This is a genomic window from Trichormus sp. NMC-1 (assembly GCF_001858025.1).
In the GTDB taxonomy this organism is placed as follows: domain Bacteria; phylum Cyanobacteriota; class Cyanobacteriia; order Cyanobacteriales; family Nostocaceae; genus Anabaena.
The window spans coordinates 449,601-467,467 of sequence record NZ_LZQD01000003.1; the positions used below are offsets into that span (position 1 = coordinate 449,601).

The 17,867-nt window shown below is 38.7% G+C and carries 19 protein-coding genes; 15 read left to right on the forward strand and 4 right to left on the reverse strand.

Annotated features, from left to right (window positions below; translation table 11 throughout):
* The first annotated feature begins 41 nt into the window (after positions 1–41).
* From A9Y75_RS13300 to A9Y75_RS13320, 5 genes are all read left to right on the forward strand, one after another.
* On the forward strand, positions 42–680 hold the full coding sequence (locus A9Y75_RS13300) for a Uma2 family endonuclease (protein ID WP_071190029.1): 639 nt from the start codon (positions 42–44) through the stop codon (positions 678–680).
* A gap of 38 nt (positions 681–718) precedes the next feature.
* The gene (locus A9Y75_RS13305) at positions 719–2,611 is read left to right on the forward strand and encodes a DUF3370 family protein (RefSeq protein WP_071190030.1); all 1,893 of its coding nucleotides are present in this window, start codon (positions 719–721) and stop codon (positions 2,609–2,611) included.
* A 76-nt stretch (positions 2,612–2,687) separates the two neighbouring features.
* Positions 2,688–3,248: a Uma2 family endonuclease gene (locus tag A9Y75_RS13310; RefSeq protein WP_071190031.1), complete on the forward strand. Its 561-nt coding sequence runs from the start codon at positions 2,688–2,690 to the stop codon at positions 3,246–3,248.
* A 137-nt stretch (positions 3,249–3,385) separates the two neighbouring features.
* Complete coding sequence (locus A9Y75_RS13315) at positions 3,386–3,862, forward strand: DNA phosphorothioation-associated protein 4 (RefSeq protein ID WP_071190032.1); 477 nt, start codon at positions 3,386–3,388, stop codon at positions 3,860–3,862.
* A 19-nt stretch (positions 3,863–3,881) separates the two neighbouring features.
* On the forward strand, positions 3,882–4,778 hold the full coding sequence (locus A9Y75_RS13320; protein ID WP_071190033.1) for an HNH endonuclease: 897 nt from the start codon (positions 3,882–3,884) through the stop codon (positions 4,776–4,778).
* Positions 4,779–4,785: 7 nt separating this feature from the next.
* Here the strand turns inward: A9Y75_RS13320 and A9Y75_RS13325 are convergent, their stop codons facing one another.
* Positions 4,786–6,384 carry a DGQHR domain-containing protein gene (locus A9Y75_RS13325; protein WP_071190034.1) on the reverse strand — a complete coding sequence of 533 codons (1,599 nt, stop codon included), beginning with the start codon at positions 6,382–6,384 and terminating at the stop codon, positions 4,786–4,788.
* A 175-nt stretch (positions 6,385–6,559) separates the two neighbouring features.
* Between A9Y75_RS13325 and dndC the strand changes: the two genes are divergently transcribed.
* The 10 genes from dndC (at position 6,560) to A9Y75_RS28485 (ending at position 15,239) form a co-directional block, all read left to right on the forward strand.
* A complete protein-coding gene (gene dndC, locus A9Y75_RS13330; protein ID WP_071190035.1) occupies positions 6,560–8,176 on the forward strand; it encodes a DNA phosphorothioation system sulfurtransferase DndC in 1,617 nt (538 codons plus the stop codon).
* Between the two features lie 124 nt (positions 8,177–8,300).
* Entirely contained in the window at positions 8,301–8,735 is a 435-nt protein-coding gene (gene tnpA, locus A9Y75_RS13335; protein WP_071190036.1) for an IS200/IS605 family transposase, read from the forward strand.
* 214 nt (positions 8,736–8,949) lie between these two features.
* Positions 8,950–10,938 (forward strand): DNA sulfur modification protein DndD, encoded by a 1,989-nt coding sequence (gene dndD / locus A9Y75_RS13340; protein WP_071190037.1) that lies wholly within the window; start codon positions 8,950–8,952, stop codon positions 10,936–10,938.
* A gap of 70 nt (positions 10,939–11,008) precedes the next feature.
* A complete protein-coding gene (gene dndE / locus A9Y75_RS13345) occupies positions 11,009–11,404 on the forward strand; it encodes a DNA sulfur modification protein DndE (protein WP_071190038.1) in 396 nt (131 codons plus the stop codon).
* A gap of 94 nt (positions 11,405–11,498) precedes the next feature.
* Entirely contained in the window at positions 11,499–12,788 is a 1,290-nt protein-coding gene (locus A9Y75_RS13350) for an AmpG family muropeptide MFS transporter (RefSeq protein WP_071190039.1), read from the forward strand.
* Positions 12,773–13,174, forward strand: coding sequence for an ABC transporter permease (locus tag A9Y75_RS13355; protein ID WP_071190040.1), 402 nt, complete (start codon positions 12,773–12,775; stop codon positions 13,172–13,174). Before A9Y75_RS13350 ends, A9Y75_RS13355 begins: the two co-directional genes overlap by 16 nt.
* Positions 13,175–13,213: 39 nt before the next feature.
* A complete protein-coding gene (locus tag A9Y75_RS28480; RefSeq protein WP_177176177.1) occupies positions 13,214–13,378 on the forward strand; it encodes a hypothetical protein in 165 nt (54 codons plus the stop codon).
* Positions 13,379–13,479: 101 nt separating this feature from the next.
* The gene (locus A9Y75_RS13360) at positions 13,480–13,992 is read left to right on the forward strand and encodes a GNAT family N-acetyltransferase (RefSeq protein WP_071190041.1); all 513 of its coding nucleotides are present in this window, start codon (positions 13,480–13,482) and stop codon (positions 13,990–13,992) included.
* 97 nt (positions 13,993–14,089) lie between these two features.
* Positions 14,090–14,848, forward strand: a complete 759-nt coding sequence (locus tag A9Y75_RS13365) for a HEAT repeat domain-containing protein (RefSeq protein ID WP_071190042.1) — start codon at positions 14,090–14,092, stop codon at positions 14,846–14,848.
* Positions 14,826–15,239, forward strand: a complete 414-nt coding sequence (locus A9Y75_RS28485) for a hypothetical protein (protein WP_071190043.1) — start codon at positions 14,826–14,828, stop codon at positions 15,237–15,239. The genes A9Y75_RS13365 and A9Y75_RS28485 overlap by 23 nt, the downstream gene beginning before the upstream one ends.
* A 163-nt stretch (positions 15,240–15,402) precedes the next feature.
* On the opposite strand, the gene ung is transcribed toward A9Y75_RS28485, so the two are convergent.
* The 3 genes from ung to A9Y75_RS13385 all read right to left on the reverse strand — a co-directional run bounded on the left by ung (position 15,403) and on the right by A9Y75_RS13385 (position 17,865).
* Positions 15,403–16,083 (reverse strand): uracil-DNA glycosylase, encoded by a 681-nt coding sequence (ung, locus tag A9Y75_RS13375; RefSeq protein WP_071190044.1) that lies wholly within the window; start codon positions 16,081–16,083, stop codon positions 15,403–15,405.
* Positions 16,083–16,469 (reverse strand): phosphomannose isomerase type II C-terminal cupin domain, encoded by a 387-nt coding sequence (locus A9Y75_RS13380; RefSeq protein ID WP_071190045.1) that lies wholly within the window; start codon positions 16,467–16,469, stop codon positions 16,083–16,085. Before A9Y75_RS13380 ends, ung begins: the two co-directional genes overlap by 1 nt.
* A gap of 184 nt (positions 16,470–16,653) precedes the next feature.
* A complete protein-coding gene (locus tag A9Y75_RS13385) occupies positions 16,654–17,865 on the reverse strand; it encodes an EAL domain-containing response regulator (RefSeq protein ID WP_071190046.1) in 1,212 nt (403 codons plus the stop codon).
* Positions 17,866–17,867 lie beyond the last annotated feature (2 nt).

Below are 17,867 nucleotides of genomic sequence, written 5' to 3' on the forward strand. Positions count from 1 at the left end.
ATATCTCACGCAAAGGCGCAAAGGCGCAAAGGAAGAAAGAAATGGTTGTTAGTTCTTCAGGTTTGGTTACTGATACGTGGGTAAAGGTAAGTTGGGATGAGTTTATGGAAGTTGTTGAACATTCTGATTATCAGCAAGGAAGATTTTATTATTATCAAAATTATATGAGGGTAGAAATGTTACCAGTTGGTTTTCTTCATGGCCGTTATAATTCTATTGTTTCTAAGGTAGTGAGTTTATTTGCTACTCTCAAAAATATCCAAATTATTGAAGCTACTAATACCAGCTTTAGAAAAATAGGTGAAACTGAATGTCAACCTGATTTAGCTTTTTATATTGGTGACAAAATAAAATTTCCACCTTTGAATAATTCTCCTGTCAATATTAATGAGTTAGCAGCACCAACTCTAGTTATAGAAGTTGCTGCTTCGTCTGTAAATGATGATTTGGGTTTTAAGCGGTTACTTTATGAACGGTTGGGGGTAAAAGAATATTGGGTAATGAATGCTAATAATAATGATATTATTGCTTTTGAAATTATTGATGGTGGAAGTAGGAGAGTTGAGGAGTCAAAGGTTTTACCAGGGTTGCAAATATCTACTGTTCAGGAAGCTATTCAACGCAGTTTAACTCAAGATGATGGTGAAGTTAATCGGTGGTTGTTGGGAATTTTTAGTTAATTTGTTTCGCGCAAAGTCGCAAAGGACGCAAAGGAAGAATGTTATTTAGAAATTGTTTGTTGGTGGTTGGTTTAAGTTTTTTACCTTCTCGTGTTTTGGCTTTTTCTGATACTCAAAGCTATTGGGGTAAAGATTGTATTCAACAATTAGGAGAAAGGAAGTTACTAACTGGTTATCCTGATGGTAGTTTTCGTCCTAATGCAATTGTTACCCGCGCAGAAGCAGCAGTTTTGATGTTGAATGCTTTTCCTAATGCACCAATAAAACGCGATTCTGTGATATTTAAAGATGTATCTCCTAATTATTGGGGATATAAAGCAATTAATACTGCTTATCAAAAAGGGTTTTTCTCTGGTTATCCAGGAAATATTTTTCAACCTAATCAAGCAATTCCCAGAGCGCAAATTATTGGTGTTGTCGCTGGGGGAAAAAATTATAGTTCTGTCTCTAACCCCGCGCAGATATTACAACGTTATTTTGAAGATGCTAATTTAATTCCTAATTATGCTCAAAATTCTATAGCTGCGGGAACTATTAATAGTATTGTTGTTAATTATCCTGATGTCAAAAAGTTAAAACCTCAAGCAACTGCTACTAGAGGTGAAGTTGCTGCTTTAATGTGTCGAGCTTTAAATATTTATGCTGTCCCTCCTCAATATATTGCTGGTGTGGAAGTACAACCCCAAGAGGTACGCGCTTTACCAGGAAAACTTGATTCTCTTCCTACTTTTAATAGTAATAGTCCTGAACTTGTGGATACTGATGGAATTTTACTTTCTACGTTTTCTCCTGTAGGGAAAAAGAGCAAAGAAGCGCATTTAAATTATCTTTTTCAAGGTAGATTTGATGTATTTTCTCATCACATTATTAGAGCCGAAACTACGTCTCAAAATCGGACTGTTTATCAGGGAATTATTGTTCATAATCCAGGTAATGAAGCGGTGACTTTGGAAGTTTTACAAGCTGCTAGTTATCTGTCACGGGAAGCACCTTTTATTAATCTACCGGATATGGTAGATAATCCCCAAGGTACGGTTTATGCTGGTCCTGGTAGTCGGACTATGAATGATGTCTTGCGAGGGGTTAAGCAACAGATATTTCCTGATAAATTGGTGATAAAACCAGGGGAAAGTCAAATTTTAGCGAATTTACCAATTGGGGTTCAAGCACCTTCTTCTAATGGTCGCACAGTGATGATGCGGTTGAGTAGCAATAAACCGATTTTTATGGCAAATTTAGCCAAGAGGAGCGATCGCCCTCCAACTATTGTAGAATGGCTACAGCTATTAGATAATGGCAGTTTAGCAGGAAAGCGTGACCCTATTCCTACGCCTTTAGATCCTCCCAGAGAACCAACTGTATTTAGTCGTGTTGCTGGTGTTTCTCAGGGGACAAAATGGGAAGCAAATATTACAGATCATGCAAATGTCCCTAATTTAACTTTACCTCAACGAGGAAAGGCTATTTCTTATCCTTTAGGAACGGTACATTTAATTACACTCAGTACGGGACAAATACAGAGTGCGTCCATGCTCAGACGCTATCCTGATACGGCGTATTTTGCCCATAGTAACTACGGTGTAGAATATAATCTGACGTTACCTTTACATAATTCTAGTAGTCAAACCCGAACTGTAGCTGTATCAATCCAAACCCCTCTTAAGGATGAAGGTGGTACTGATAGATTGTTGTTTTTGAAGCCACCAGTGGAACAAATATTTTTTCGGGGGACTGTGCGGGTCCGTTATACAGATGATAATGGTGGGGAAAAAACGCGCTATGTGCATTTGGTTCAGCGTCGAGGACAACCTGGGGAAGTTTTGGTAAGGTTGCGGTTAGCGGGGGGTACAAAAAGACGGGTTCAGGTTGATTTTTTGTATCCTCCTGATTCTACTCCTCCGCAGGTTTTGACTGTGAAAACTGAGGGATAATTTCAGTAGGTTGGGTTGACGCAAGGAAACCCAACATTATTAATTTTTTTAACGCAAAATCAGGAGTTAAAAAGTTATGGTTGCTAGTTCTGATAAAAGTTATATGAGTCCTTTGGAGTATTTGGAGTGGGAGGAACAGCAAGATATTAAACATGAATATATCAATGGTGAAGTTTTTGCTATGACTGGGGGAACTATTCCTCATACTACTATTGCTTTAAATTTAGCTTCTGCATTAAAAAATCATTTGCGGGGTGGTAATTGTCGTCCTTTTATGGCAGATGCTAAAGTAGGTATATCGGAAAATGGTCCGTTTACTTATCCAGATGTCATGGTAAGTTGTGATGAACGGGATAAAAAAGCAATTAAGTTTATTCAATTTCCTAGTTTAATTGTTGAGGTGCTTTCTCCGAGTACGGAAGCTTATGATAGGGGGGGAAAGTTTCAGCTATATAGACGGATTGAATCTTTGCAAGAATATGTTTTAATTAGTGCTGATAAAATCGGTTTGGATTGTTTTCGTTTAAATGATAGGGGTTTATGGGAGTTACATCCTTTTGTTGAGGGTGATGAGGTACATTTAGTTAGTGTTGATTTTACTTTTCCTCTTTCTCTGGTTTATGAGGATGTTTTTTGATTTTTTGTTTCGCGCAATCTCTCTTAGAGATCCCGAAGGGTAGACGCTAAGGAGCAAAGACGCAAAGAAGAATGTAATAATGTGGTATTAGTGAGTTAGGTTTGGTTTAATATATTTAGGGTGTATGTTTTACAATTATGGCGGAAACTGGTAGAATTAGGGTTGCTAAGGATAAAGCTGAGTTAGTGAAAAGTTTAACTTCTGCTGATGGGGGAACTGGTCCTTTTCAGACTTTTGCTGATGTGATTGTTTTTGCTGCTGCTTTGGGTGTAAAGTATAAAAAGCGTGTTCCTTTGTGGGAAATTTCTAAACGTGAACCATCACCAATTCCTCAAGAACAATTTATTGTTAGAGGCTATGATACGGTAATAAATCTTTTAGGACTTATTGAAACTGAAGATATAGGAATTTTATCTTTTCAAGATGGTAATAACAATGAAAAGCGTAATCATATATTTGAAGAGTATGCTAATGGTGGTTTAGAAATATTAGAAGTAGAAATTCGAGGTGCAGTAGATTATTCTGATAGAATTTTATTATTTCTCAATTCTGAAAGGTTTAATGAAAAATTTGAAGGTGAAGATTATGATTTAAGAAGATTTATATCCTCGTAGTAATAGGTAACAGGTAAAAATGAGTAAAGTAGAACAATCATACAATCAGAAAAATTTAGCTTATTATTGTGAATGTTTTTCTAATCTTAAAGTATATAAAACTCAGAAAAAAGGTGATGCACTAAATAAGCCAATATTACTTTTGTCCGTAATTGATTTAATTACGCAAAATGTAATAACAGATAAAAATATTTATATTTCGGATGACTTAATTGAGACATTTAAAAAGTATTGGCATCTCAAGTATAGTTCTGAATATGAGGGTGGCCGTCCTCAATCAATTCCTAAAATTAGAGATGATGTTAACTACGCCTTTCTGGATGACGAACTTTTTAGTTTAATACAAGATGAAAGTACCAGAAAAGAATTAATTGATGCACTTGTATCAAGTTGGCTTTCATCTGATGAAAATGAGATAGGAGAAATTTTAAAAATTAATGAAAATTTTCAAAATGAATCCTTAGAACAAGAAACTATAACCGAATCAACAGATACATTAAAAACTATTCCTAAATGGAGTTTAAAAAAAACCCTAATTAGAAATGCTTTCTTTAGAAAAGCCGTTGTTTCTGTATATGATTGTCAATGCGCTTTTTGTGGGTTAAAAGTTACTAAAATTGGTAATCAAAATATTGTTGACGGCGCACATATAAAGCCATTTTCTGCATTTTATGACAGTAGAATACATAACGGAATAGCACTTTGTAAAAATCATCATTGGGCTTTTGATAGAGGTTGGTTTGCTGTTGATGATAAATACAAAATTATCGTTAGTAAAGAATTAGAAGAAGTATCTCCCCATGCTAAAACAATGACGGAATTTCATGGAGAAATACTCATATTACCTAAAGTAGAAAAATATTTTCCAGATATTGAAGCTTTACAATGGCATCGTGATCATATATTTCAGCCATAATTAGCCATTATATAATAACTGGAAGTCCTACATCCTGGGGTTTGACAAACTTACCATCAAAACTTATGGTTTGTTCTTCAATAGTCCTAGCATTAGCTAAGGCTTTACGTAAAGCAGTAACTTCCATTTTTTCAGTCATTCCCCCCAAAATGTAAATTAATAACTTCACAGCTAAATCTTTTCCTGCTACCTGTACCCGCTTTTTATTTGGATCATAGAGAACCCCATACCATAAAGATTGAGGATATTCCATACCGCTAAAACCCCCTTGACGGTCAAATTTCTCCAACTTCTTAAAAACATCCATCAAAGCAAAACCTTTTTTAAATACCAAAGTTCCCAAAGCTTGCGCTAAAGCAACTTGAGAAACTGGACGAAATAACATATTTCCCTCACCACCATCTTTTTCAAAATAGAAGCGACGCAAAGCAGTTGTCTCTTCGTGTTCCAATATTTTATAACTGGGAAGATTAGCTAAATTATCAAAAAGTAGCTTAAAATCAGCAATTCCTTCCTGAATTTCTTCATTTTCTGGACGCATGGGAATTAACCCTTTTTCCAAAGGTTTCCAATGGGGGAACTTTTGCCCCAAATACCTTTCAGACATATCTTGTAAGGCTTGCAGCGTCGTTAAAACTGTAGAATTAGCGGCGACTGTGGCACTATTCCAATTAACACGGGGATTGCGATTTGGTTTTTGTTCTAAAAGTGGATGTGTCACCGCAATTTTTCGCGCTACAATAGCAAAACCATCATCTTCATTTAATTGTGCTAACTGACCTTTAGTTAAAGGTGCAGCCATTAAATTGACATGAACAAAAATTGATCTTACCCGTCGTTTTGCTTCTGTGTGAGTTTCCCCAGTATTCACCGCACAAATAAATTCAATCCCAATCTTTTCTTGGCGTAAATTTTGTAAATAAGCAGGTTCTACTTGATATTTCTCAATCAAATCAGACAAAGTAATAAAACTTTCATCAGCAGTTTTATCTTTTTTATAACGTTGGAGTTTACCAGATTTAATTAACTCCATTAAACCTTGTACACCCATTAATCTATGCTGACCATCTAAAGCATAAATTGTCACATTTTCTTCAGAAATATTCAGTAAACCAACTTTACCATCTTTATCTAAAGGTATAAAATCAGTAGTCGCTTTTTTAGCCCGTCCTTGACTATCCCACTCCGCTGCTTTGGGGTTATCCACCCAAGGTTGATTAATTACCACCAACACAGCCGGAAATTTATGGTTTTTTCTCGCTGCTAAATACTGTACTAACGGGGCTTGACGCGACCAATCAACAGGACGTTGTTGAATTTCATCAATACTATCAGCGTCAATTTCAATATTCTCTGTCTCTGGGTTGTACTTTTTTTGCAGCAGGGGTAAACCAGACGCAAAATGTACCCGTCCCGCGAACCATTCCAATGTCACAGAACCTACATAAGCCTCAGTACCACCCATTTCAGTCTTTTGGACAAGAATTTGGTCTTTCTTCTCTAAAAACCTCTCTAGCAGCAAAGCTAATACCTGTTTATCCTTATTTTCCCGTTCTAAATACTCGTTAGCGAGTTGATCATTTAGTGTGTTTGTACTATCATTCATATTGCTTTTTGAAAACTTAGTAACTAACTCTTGCTTTATTGTCAAAAAAAATGGATACTAAGGATGCAATTTTTAAAAATATATTGCATCCGTAGTTAAGTTTATTTATATACCAGATAATTTCCCCCGCAGGGAAGTATTGAGTTTAAGTCCATATATACGTAGGTGGGGAAAAATGACTACAGCACAACAGCCAGAAAATAAAAATCAGCCGAATCGTACTGTAGCAGAGTTAGTGGAGTATATCCAAGTTCTCTCTACAGAAATTCAAGAATTGTATTGTTTAGATGAGATACCTTGGGTAGTAGGCTATTCAGGTGGAAAAGACAGCACTGCTACTTTACAGCTTATTTGGAATGCGATCGCTGAACTCCCACCGGAAAAAAAAACTAAGCCAATTCATGTAATTACAACAGATACATTAGTAGAAAACCCTGTAGTCTCTGTTTGGGTACGCAACTCTTTAGAACGGATGAGAGTTGCCGCTGAAGAACAAGGAATGCCAATTCAAGCCCATCTACTTTATCCAGCAATTAAAGATACCTTTTGGGTGAACTTAATAGGTAAAGGCTATCCAGCACCACGTAATCGTATGCGTTGGTGTACCGACAGATTAAAAATTAAACCCACTGACAGCTTTATTCGGGAAGTAATTCAAACTAACGGTGAAGTCATTCTTGTATTGGGTACTCGGAAATCTGAAAGTATTAAACGTTCTATTACGATGGCTAAACATCGAGAATGGCGAATACGTGATCATATGAATTTGAATCCAAATAGACCTAATTCTATGATTTATCTTCCTATCGAAGATTGGCGTACTGATGAAGTTTGGATTTACCTAAATCAACTTCAAAATCCTTGGGGATATAGCAATAAAGATTTATTCGTAATGTATCGAGGTGCAACCGCAGATAATGAATGCCCCCTAGTAGTTGATACTTCTACACCTAGCTGTGGCGATTCTCGATTTGGTTGCTGGGTATGCACAATTGTTAGTAAAGATAAATCAATGGAGGCAATGATCCAAAATGATGAAGAAAAAGAATGGATGCAGCCTCTATTAGATATTCGCAATGACTTAGATATTAAAGATGACAGAAGTAAAAGGGATTTTCGTCGTATTTGGGGAGAAGTTCAATTATTTGAACGTAATGTAAATGGTGAAACATCTGTTGAACCTATACATGGTCCCTATACAAAATATTGGCGAGAACATTGGCTAAAACGAGTATTAACAGCGCAAACACAAGTCCGTCAAACAGCACCTAAAGATATGGGTGATATTACTCTAATTACTCTAGAAGAATTGAGTGCTATCCGCCGAATATGGTTAGAAGATAAACACGAATTTGATGATAGTTTACCCCAAATATATGAAGAAGTGACAGGAGAAGTCTTTAAAGACTCCCGTCCTGGTGCAGATCAAAGCATACTTGGTAGTGATGAATGGGGAGTATTAGAAGAAATCTGTGACGGTGACGGAATGCACTTAGAATTAATGGCCAGACTATTAGATACAGAAAGACAATTCAAGAAAAAAACCCGCCGTGTAGGTATCTACGAAAGCCTAGAAAAATGCTTTGATACAAGTTCCCGTTCTCCAGAACAAGCCATTAAAAATGCCCATTTAAAACGGGATTTAAGACAAGCAGCATTAGAAGGAGATGTTGCCACAATTCGGGAAAAGTTCAAACAATTAAGCTTAGGAGATACCGCCGACAAACAAGAGGCTAAACCTCAGACCTGGGCTAACTTCAAATATACACAAAAGGATAATAATGGGGAATAAAGGGCGAATGGAATAACGGGCGAATAGAATATTGCTTCGCAACGCCAAGGGCGAACGCGTCTACACGGGCGAAACCCGCCTTCGCGGGTTCAGAAAATATCAAGTTTTACGGATTAGAAAATATATGAGGGAAAATTTCACACAATTGTATTTACATTATGTTTGGGTAACATGGGATAGATTGCCATTAATTACACCAGAAATTCAGCAATTAGTTTATGCAGCAATTATTAAAGAGTGTGAGGAATTAAAATGTACGGTAATTGCCATTGGGGGAATTGAGGATCATGTTCATCTTTTAACAGGATTTCCCACAACCGTCAGCGTATCGGAAGTTATCAAACAAGCAAAAGGTAGTTCTTCTCATTTTGTTAATCATGAAATTAAACCCAAAGAATTTTTTAAATGGCAAGGAAGTTATGGTGCATTTACAGTCAGTTATGATGCCATAGATACTGTAGTCAATTACATCAGAAACCAACAAACACACCATCAACAAAAATCACTTATTCCTACATGGGAACTACCCCCGGAAACGAAAAAAAGCCCCGGTGATTAGAAATCGCGGTGATACAAACAATAAAGACCCGGCGATTGAAAATCGCGGCTACACAAACAAAGTCCACCTCTTCCTTCGGAACGCTACGCGAACGTGGACTAAGAAAAAATCAATAAATTGAACCCACGAAGGTGGGTTTTGCCTGTGTAGACGCGAATTCCATTCGCCCGGTATCATTTGCCCCATATTCTATAAACCAACATTATTAAAAACCATGATATTTCTAGAATTAGTCCTGCAAAACTTCGGTCCTTATGCTGGTAAACAAATCATCAACCTCAACCCCCAAATTGACGAAGATAACGCCCGTCCAATTATCCTTTTAGGAGGAATGAACGGCGGCGGAAAAACCACCCTTATGGATGCCATTCGCCTCGCATTATATGGACAACGCGCACAATGTTCAACCAGAGGAAATCTGAGTTATAGTGACTTTTTAACCCAATGTGTAAATAGTAAAAGCACCCCTACAGAAAAAACCAGAATTGAATTAGTTTTTGAACATATTGAAGAAGACAAACCAATAAAATATCGGGTAGTGCGGACATGGGAAAAAAATCCTAAAGACGGTAAAGACCATTTAGGAATATTAGGAGATGATGAAACCTGGCCAATTGATTCATTAGCAAATATCTGGGATGAATATATAGAAAATATCTTACCTTTAGGTATTTCCAACTTATTTCTCTTCGACGGTGAACAAGTTAAAGAACTTGCAGAACAGGAAATACCACCGCCCATAGTTGTTGATGCAATTAATGGACTTTTGGGTTTAGAATTAGCCGATAAATTAGCAATTGATTTAGAGATTTTAGTAAATCGCAAAAAACGAGAATTTGCAGATACAAAAGATTTAGCCAAATTAGAAGAAATCGAAACCCGAATCCAGGAAAAACAAGCAGAATACGAAAACAATCAAATAAAACTAGAAGATATAAATATTCAAGTTACAGAATTAGAAAAAATCCATGAAGAAGCTTTAGATAGATTTGTGAATGAAGGTGGTAAAATTGCCGCTGAACGTAGCCAATTAGAACAACAAAAAGAAGAAAAAATTAAAGTTGCGAATAACGTCCGTGAATCCTTGTGTGAACTAGCTGCTGATGTTTTACCTTTAGCCTTAATTAGTCCTTTATTATCGCAAGTCCAACGACAGGGAGATAAAGAACTGAAAACTCAACAAATCCAATTAGCTAAAGATGTATTAATAGCCAGAGATGAAAGATTATTAAATTGGCTACAACAATTAAATCTAGAATCTAATAAAGTTACTAATATTCAATCTTTTCTAGCTGAAGATATCAATAACTTATATACCAAGAATTTATCAACAGAAAATACTTGGTTAAATGGAGATGAAGAAAGTTTAAGTTTACTTGACAATACAACTTATCGTTTGCAAATTTCCCAAAATACAGCCCAAAAGCAGTTAGATGAATTAAATAATTATGAAGAAGAAATACTCACCTTAGAAAGACAAGTACAAACTGCGGCTGCACCCGAAGAATATACAAAACTACAAAAAGCAGTAAAAGAAGCACAAACTGAATTTAATAAACTTAAATCTCAGTCGGATATAATGAATCAAAAACTGATAGAATTAGACACAGAAACCAAAAAATTGAGACAAGAACTAAATGAATATACAGTAGACAATCTCAAATATCAAAATAGTGAACACATTATTGATTCAGCCTTAAAAGTTCAACAAACATTAAAAGTGTTTCGAGAAAGATTGACTTTGAGGAAATTGAATAAATTAGAAGAAGAAGTAAAAAACTGTTTTCTATATTTATTACATAAATCTGATTTAGTACATCGCATAGCTATTGACAGTAAAACATTCGGCTTATCATTATATGATTTAACCGGGAAACCAGTCCCCAAACATCGCCTTTCTGCTGGTGAAAAACAACTATTAGCGATCGCATTTTTGTGGGGATTAGCCAAAGTATCAGGAAGACGCTTACCCGTAGCCATAGACACCCCCCTCGGAAGACTTGACTCCTCACACCGCAACAACCTAGTAGAAAGATACTTCCCCTCAGCCAGCCATCAAGTAATCCTCCTTTCCACCGACACCGAAATAGCAAAAAAAGAATATCAAAACCTCAAAGAAACCGAAGCAATAGCCCGCGAATACCTACTCCAATACAACTCCAACAAAAGAGAAACCACAATAAAACCCGGTTATTTTTGGTAACTTGTGCAATACTTTCAGATCCCCGACTTCTTTAAGAAGTCGGGGATCTAACTTCATCATTATCGAAATTATGGAATCACCAATAGAACGTATTAAACTTTCCCAAACAGCCAAAGAACAACTACTCAAACTCAAACGCAGCACAAAAATCGACCAATGGAACATATTATGTCGGTGGGCGTTTTGTCGTTCCCTCGCAGAAATTACCCCACCCTCACCCGTACCTATCCCCCAAGATAGCAACGTCGAACTGACATGGCGCGTTTTCGGTGGGGAAATATCCGATATTTTACTTTTAGCCCTCAAACAACGCTGCTACAACGACGGATATGATACAGATAGAGAAACTTTAATTACGCAATTTCGCCTACATTTACATCGTGGAATTGGCTACCTAGCCGGCGATCAGAATATCAAGAAAATTGAAGATTTAATTCAACTAGCCACAAAGAACATACAATCTTGATTTTGCAATACCAATTGGCGTGTAGGCAGGAAAAAACATAGCCAATATGGCAAGATAACTGCAACTCTCTTAGGTGAGAAGGAAATTTAAACTAATGAATCCAGTGCAATCGCTACTGCAAGTTTTCGGTAGCCGGAAAATGGCTGCCTTGATATTACTAGGTTTTTCATCCGGGTTGCCCTTGTTTTTGACCAGCAAGACCTTACAAGCTTGGATGACCGTTGAAAAGGTAGATTTAACCGCCATTGGCTTATTTAGTCTCGTAGGTGTGCCATATTCGCTAAAATTTCTCTGGTCGCCTCTGTTAGACTGGTTTACGTTGCCATTTTTGGGCAGAAGACGGGGTTGGTTAATTACAATTCAAATTGGGTTACTAATAGCGATCGCTTGCATGGCATTACAACAGCCCAAACAAGCCCTACAACTGTTAGCCATCAACGCCGTTGCGATCGCCTTCCTAAGTGCCACCCAAGACATCGCCGCTGATGCCTACCGCACCGACGTTCTCGAACCACTAGAAATGGGCGCAGGTGCAGCAGTATTCGTCCTAGGTTATCGCATCGCCCTACTACTCACAGGATCATTAGCCCTGATTCTCGCCGATAGAATAGCTTGGTCATCAGTATATCTATTAATGTCAGTCGGCATGGCACTAGGCATTATTGCCACCCTCTTTGCACCAGAACCAAAAGAAGTCAATCCACCAGCGTCCTTAACCGATGCCGTTATCCTTCCCTTTGGGGAATTTATTCAACGTCAAGGCGTAGTTCAAGCCCTACTAACTCTGTTATTTATCGTCCTTTATAAACTCGGCGATTCCTTTGTCAACAATATGTCCACGCCGTTTTTACTGCAAACAGGCTTCACACAAACCGACATTGGGGCAATTCAAGGCGGAATGGGACTGATAGCAACAATAGTCGGCACACTTGCAGGTGGAGCATTTTTGAGTAAAATTGGACTGAATCGTTCACTTTGGGTATTTGGTGCTTTGCAAGCAGTTAGCAACTTAGCTTATCTTATACTTGCACAAGTGGGAAAAAATTATCAGGTTCTCGTACTGACAATTAATATAGAAAACTTTTGTGCTGGGTTAGGAACAGCCGCCTTTGTTGCCTTTTTGATGAATATGTGTAATCCGCGTTATTCCGCTACTCAGTATGCTTTACTTTCTAGTTTTATGGCCGTAAGTCGTGATATTCTAGTTGCGCCAGCAGGTTCCTTAGCAAAAAGTACAGGTTGGCCGTTATTTTTCGTAATTAGTATCTTTGCTGCTGTACCAGGACTTCTCCTGTTACCATTGTTTGCCCCCTGGAATCCCAAACCAATGGCAGCAACCAGACCAGGACTAGAAGAAGAAGAGGATATATGGGGAACCAAGTAGTTATTCTTGTCGGTACATTCGTCCTCATCGTCACAGGTTTATTACTGGGCTACGTACTCTCCCAGTTAGTTCTAGGATTTCTAGGGTTTAACCTCCTCACTCTCCTAGGCACAATCAGCCTAATTTTAATTTTTGGCACACTCTATTACGTCTTATTTTGGCAGTTACGGCAAGAGCCATCACAGTCATTCAAAGGCAGCATCCCCAACCAAGTAGACGAAGAAATCACCGGTAATTATTTGAAAAACAGACTAATTGCCAGATTATCTGGTGATGTTGCCGCTGCCGAAAGGTTAATAGAGCAGGCCAAGCAGAATTATCCTGGTATGCCAGAAAATTGGTATTGTGAAAGAGTACTGGATGATTTGGATCGTGATCAGCGTTAAAACTGTCAGCTTTTAAAATTGTGAATTGTGAACTTGTTTATGGCTATATTTCGTCAATACATCGCTCCTTTGCTCGCAGTGCTGATATTTACCTTTGCTTTAGTGGCAGTCAGCGCTCGCATCTTTTTACCCTCCGATATGGCAGCACCCGCACCAATTGGGATGGTCATTGGTCATTGGTCATTGGTCATTGGGAATAGGTAATTAAGTTATTCTTCATTTTCACCGCGTCACCGAGTCCCCGTGTCTCCCCATCCCCGCGTCCCCGCGTCTTGAGCGTCTCCCCATCTCCCTAATTGAGAATTTTGAACTTAAAATTTTCTGTACCCGGCTACAACATTCGCCGAGGCTCCACCGTAGATCGCGCCCTCCTCGTCAAGTTTATGCAGCGGACTTATGAGGAGATGTTCCCTCATCAAGATTTTTCCCACCTCGCCCTTACAGTTGAACAATATTTCTCCACTGACACCCCGTTATGGTGGGTCAATGAAGAAGCAAGGGAGCAGGGAGCAGGGAGCGGGAGCGGGCAATTTTCACCTCCGCACCCCGCCCCCATAGCCTGCCTCTGGGTGGGTAATGCCATAGACCAATTACAGGGCGATCGCCATCCTCACATTTTTATCCTCTATGTAGCCCCAGAACATCGCCGCAAAGGTATCGGTACAGCCTTAATGAACCATGTAGAAAATTGGGCAAAACAAAGGGGTAATCGCCAAATCGGACTGCAAGTATTTCAGTCGAACACACCAGCATTACAGCTTTATCATCAGCTTGGTTATCAAACACAATCCCTGTGGATGATAAAATCTCTCCGTTAACCTGTAGAATGAGATAACTAAATATCTATCAGGGTTTTTCTGGCTGGTATAGGGGGTTATCAGTTGATCCCTAGTAGGGATAGAAAATAGAAAAATTATGTACGACGAAGACGACCTAAGCCTACTTGATGCCGGGGTGGAGCTAGAAAGCCCCCTAGACCATATAGAGCCACTTACTGCTGAATCAGAAGTGGTAAGACCTGATCCTGAATTAATGCTGGCACTCCTGGAAAATCCCCAGTCCCAGCAACGGATGTTAGCTGCGCGTGCTTTCTGTGATATTCAAGATCAAAGAGCCATTCCCCATTTAATTCGCTTACTAACCGATAACTGTCCCCTCGTGCGAGTCAGTGCAGCCTATGGCATCGGACGTAATCCCCGCAAGGATGCAGTTGAGCCATTAATTACTCAACTTAACCGCGATTTTAATGGCTATGTGCGAAAAGGCATAGTTTGGGCTTTAGGAAATTGCCGCGATCGCCGTTCTTTAGTCCCTCTCACCGACGCTTTAAGAACCGATATTTCCGCCGTGCGTCTCTGGGCAGCAAGCGCCCTAGCACAGATGGCAGGAGTCAGTTATGAGGCAGTAGTGGGCGCAATTCCCGCCCTAATTGAAGCCCTAGTTCAAGATCCCATCGCCGCAGTGCGGAGTAACAGCGCTTGGACAATTGGTCAACTGTGCAAAGAACTTCCTTCTAATGTAGTTTATGCCACAGCCATTGATGCCTTAATTCAAGCCTTTGCCGAAGACAAAGATTTAGGAGTACGAGAAGACGCAAAAGCATCACTTTTAGGAGTGGGCGATCCTCGTGGTTTGCAATTAATTGAAACCCTTGAACAAGAAGGCTGGTTTTAATTTAAGAATTCAGGAGTCAGGAGTCAGGAGTCAGGAGTCAGGAGTCAGGAGTCAGGAGTCAGGAGTCAGGAGTCAGGAGTCAGGAGTCAGGAGTCAGGAGTCAGGAGTCAGGAGTCAGGAGTCAGGAGTCAGGAGTCAGGAGTCAGGAGTCAGGAGTCAGGAGTCAGGAGTCAGGAGTCAGGAGTCAGGAGTCAGGAGTCAGGAGTCAGGAGTCAGGAGTCAGGAGTCAGGAGTCAGGAGTCAGGAGTCAGGAGTCAGGAGTCAGGAGTCAGGAGTCAGGAGTCAGGAGTCAGGAGTCAGGAGTCAGGAGTCAGGAGTCAGGAGTCAGGAGTCAGGAGTCAGGAGTCAGGAGTCAGGAGTCAGGAGTCAGGAGTCAGGAGTCAGGAGTTAGAATGCTTATGAAATGAAGAATAGAGAGAAGTGAGATTTTATCAAAATTCTCAAAACTGACTCGAAAAGCCTTTATTTTCATGAACCGCAGGTCTGTGTAGCGTCTTCTGTATTCTCTATCCTGAATACTTACCCATTACCAATTACCAATTACCAATCACCAATCACCAATCACCAACTTCCCAATCAATCTCCGGTTTACCCCAAGCAGCTAAGGCTGAATTAATAGCTGAAAATGGCTTACTACCAAAAAAGCCGTTCCGTGCAGAAAGTGGTGAAGGATGGACTGACTGTATAACTTTATGTCGATTGGTATCTATCAACTTCAATTTCTTTTGTGCATATCCACCCCAAAGGACAAAGACAACAGGATCTTTTTTCTCGTTAACTTTGCTAATCACCGCATCTGTAAATATTTCCCAGCCTTGATTCTTGTGAGAATTTGGCGTATGCGCCCTCACAGTCAACACCGCATTTAACATCAGCATACCCTGTTTAGCCCACTGCACCAGATAACCATGATTGGGGATATCAAAACCTAAATCTGCTTTGAGTTCTTTAAAAATATTCACCAGAGATGGGGGTGGTTTGATGCCAGGTTTGACGGAAAAGCATAAGCCATGTGCTTGATTTTGATCATGGTAGGGATCTTGCCCTAACAACAACACATTCACTTGTTCATAGGGTGTCAAATCAAAGGCAGAAAAGACATCTTCTTCAGGTGGATAAATAGTATAAGATAGCCTATCTTCTGCCAAAAAATCTTGGAGTTTACCAAAATAGGGTTTATGCAATTCTTCAGCTAGAACTGCTTGCCAAGAACTGGGAAGTTGGATATTTTTCATTAAACTGAAGAAAGCTCCAAAGGACGCTCTGTATCATCTTCACCCAAATACTCACCATTTTGAATTTCTAGAATTACTAGGGGAATAGATCCAGGATTTTCTACTTGATGCAGCGTTGCTGCTGGTACATAGGTTGACTGGTTGCAATTGAGCAATATTTCTTCATTACCACAAGTTACCTTGGCTACACCAGAAACTACAACCCAGTGTTCATGGCGATGATAATGGATTTGTGGTTTAATGCCGTGTCTAGGCTTAATTTCCACACGACTAATTCTATAATTTTCGCCCTCTTCTATAACTTCTACATTACCCCAGTAACGTTCACCTGAATGGGAAGAAGTTGGATTTATATTGGAATCAAGCTCATTTTTATGCTGATTCATAACTAAATTTCTCCACTTTACACAATTTTAGAATTTAGAATTTAGATTTTAGATTTTGAATATAGCAGATTGCAGATCAATGAGGTACAGAATCAAAATTGAAACCTAGACAGCAAGCCAGTTTTACTCCTGACTCCTGACTCCTGACTCCTGACTCCTGAATTCTGCTGTATGGCTACATTGTTTAGATATAAAAGCATTTTTTGGAAAATAACAATTTCTCAAATTCTAACACGGGTAATGCCCGACTGAATACAAAACCTTGGATAGCATCACATTTTTCTTGGCGGAGAAAGGAGAATTCTGCTTCTGTTTCTACACCTTCAGCAATTATCTTGAGATTTAGTTCATGTCCCATTTTTATCAAGAATTTAGTAATAGCTGATTTGTGATAATCATGAGTAATATTTTGAATAAAAGAACGGTCAATCTTGAGTGTATTCATAGGAAAATGACTTATATAGCTTAATGAAGCCTGTCCAGTCCCAAAATCATCAACTGCAATTTTGATACCCAACGAGCGTAATTGATTCATGGTAGCGATCGCACTATTAACATCTTGCATAACCATGGTTTCTGTCAATTCAATTTCTAGTCCAGGATTTTCTAAATTATTCAACTCGATTAAGTTAACTATTGTAGCAATCAAATCAGGTTGATTAAACTCAATTGCCGATAAATTGACAGCTATAGTCAAATAATTAATTCCCGAATCCTGCCAGGTTTTAATTTGTTGACAAACTTTTTTTAATACCCATTTACCAATATTCACAATCAAACCATTATATTCAGCTAAAGGAATAAATTCATTAGGTGATATTGAACCCAATTCGCTACTTTGCCACCTTAACAAGCTCTCAGCGCCGATTATTCCACCAGTAGATATATCAATAATTGGTTGATAATAAATTTCAAATTCTTGAAAATTATCTTGTTGGATTGCCCAACGTAATTTTGGTTCTAAAAATTGCATTCTCTCAGTTAATTTATGCCCTTTATTCTGAGTCGATAAAGATTTTTTTAAATTGGCATATTTTTCCAATTTAGTCATGATCGCATTCAATAATTCAGCCCTAGTGAATGGCTTAGTTAGATAATCATCTGCGCCCATATCCATACCTTGACGAAAATCAGCTTTTGCGGATTTAGCAGTCAAGAAAATAAAGGGAATAGCCGCAGTTGATGGCTCTTGTCGTAAAGCTGTTAATACTCCGTATCCATCCAATTCTGGCATCATCATGTCACATAAAATTAAATCTGGTATTTCAGACATAGCTAAATGTAATCCTATTTTGCCATTAGCAGCAGCAATCGTTTGAAAATCCTCAGCAGCTAGTAAATCTAAAAGATTTTCACGCACAGATTCTTCATCTTCAATTATTAAAATTTTTGGCATAA

Excerpts from the sequence above, each read along its gene's own strand:
- A9Y75_RS13385 (WP_071190046.1), bottom strand. The coding sequence starts at position 17,865 with ATGCCAAAAATTTTAATAATTGAAGATGAAGAATCTGTGCGTGAAAAT.
- tnpA (WP_071190036.1), top strand. The coding sequence starts at position 8,301 with ATGAGGGAAAATTTCACACAATTGTATTTACATTATGTTTGGGTAACA.
- dndE (WP_071190038.1), top strand. The coding sequence starts at position 11,009 with ATGGAATCACCAATAGAACGTATTAAACTTTCCCAAACAGCCAAAGAA.
- A9Y75_RS28480 (WP_177176177.1), top strand. The coding sequence starts at position 13,214 with ATGGCTATATTTCGTCAATACATCGCTCCTTTGCTCGCAGTGCTGATA.
- A9Y75_RS13380 (WP_071190045.1), bottom strand. The coding sequence starts at position 16,469 with ATGAATCAGCATAAAAATGAGCTTGATTCCAATATAAATCCAACTTCT.
- A9Y75_RS13365 (WP_071190042.1), top strand. The coding sequence starts at position 14,090 with ATGTACGACGAAGACGACCTAAGCCTACTTGATGCCGGGGTGGAGCTA.
- A9Y75_RS13355 (WP_071190040.1), top strand. The coding sequence starts at position 12,773 with ATGGGGAACCAAGTAGTTATTCTTGTCGGTACATTCGTCCTCATCGTC.
- dndC (WP_071190035.1), top strand. The coding sequence starts at position 6,560 with ATGACTACAGCACAACAGCCAGAAAATAAAAATCAGCCGAATCGTACT.
- A9Y75_RS13300 (WP_071190029.1), top strand. The coding sequence starts at position 42 with ATGGTTGTTAGTTCTTCAGGTTTGGTTACTGATACGTGGGTAAAGGTA.
- ung (WP_071190044.1), bottom strand. The coding sequence starts at position 16,083 with ATGAAAAATATCCAACTTCCCAGTTCTTGGCAAGCAGTTCTAGCTGAA.
- A9Y75_RS13305 (WP_071190030.1), top strand. The coding sequence starts at position 719 with ATGTTATTTAGAAATTGTTTGTTGGTGGTTGGTTTAAGTTTTTTACCT.
- A9Y75_RS13325 (WP_071190034.1), bottom strand. The coding sequence starts at position 6,384 with ATGAATGATAGTACAAACACACTAAATGATCAACTCGCTAACGAGTAT.
- A9Y75_RS13320 (WP_071190033.1), top strand. The coding sequence starts at position 3,882 with ATGAGTAAAGTAGAACAATCATACAATCAGAAAAATTTAGCTTATTAT.
- dndD (WP_071190037.1), top strand. The coding sequence starts at position 8,950 with ATGATATTTCTAGAATTAGTCCTGCAAAACTTCGGTCCTTATGCTGGT.
- A9Y75_RS13350 (WP_071190039.1), top strand. The coding sequence starts at position 11,499 with ATGAATCCAGTGCAATCGCTACTGCAAGTTTTCGGTAGCCGGAAAATG.
- A9Y75_RS13310 (WP_071190031.1), top strand. The coding sequence starts at position 2,688 with ATGGTTGCTAGTTCTGATAAAAGTTATATGAGTCCTTTGGAGTATTTG.
- A9Y75_RS13315 (WP_071190032.1), top strand. The coding sequence starts at position 3,386 with ATGGCGGAAACTGGTAGAATTAGGGTTGCTAAGGATAAAGCTGAGTTA.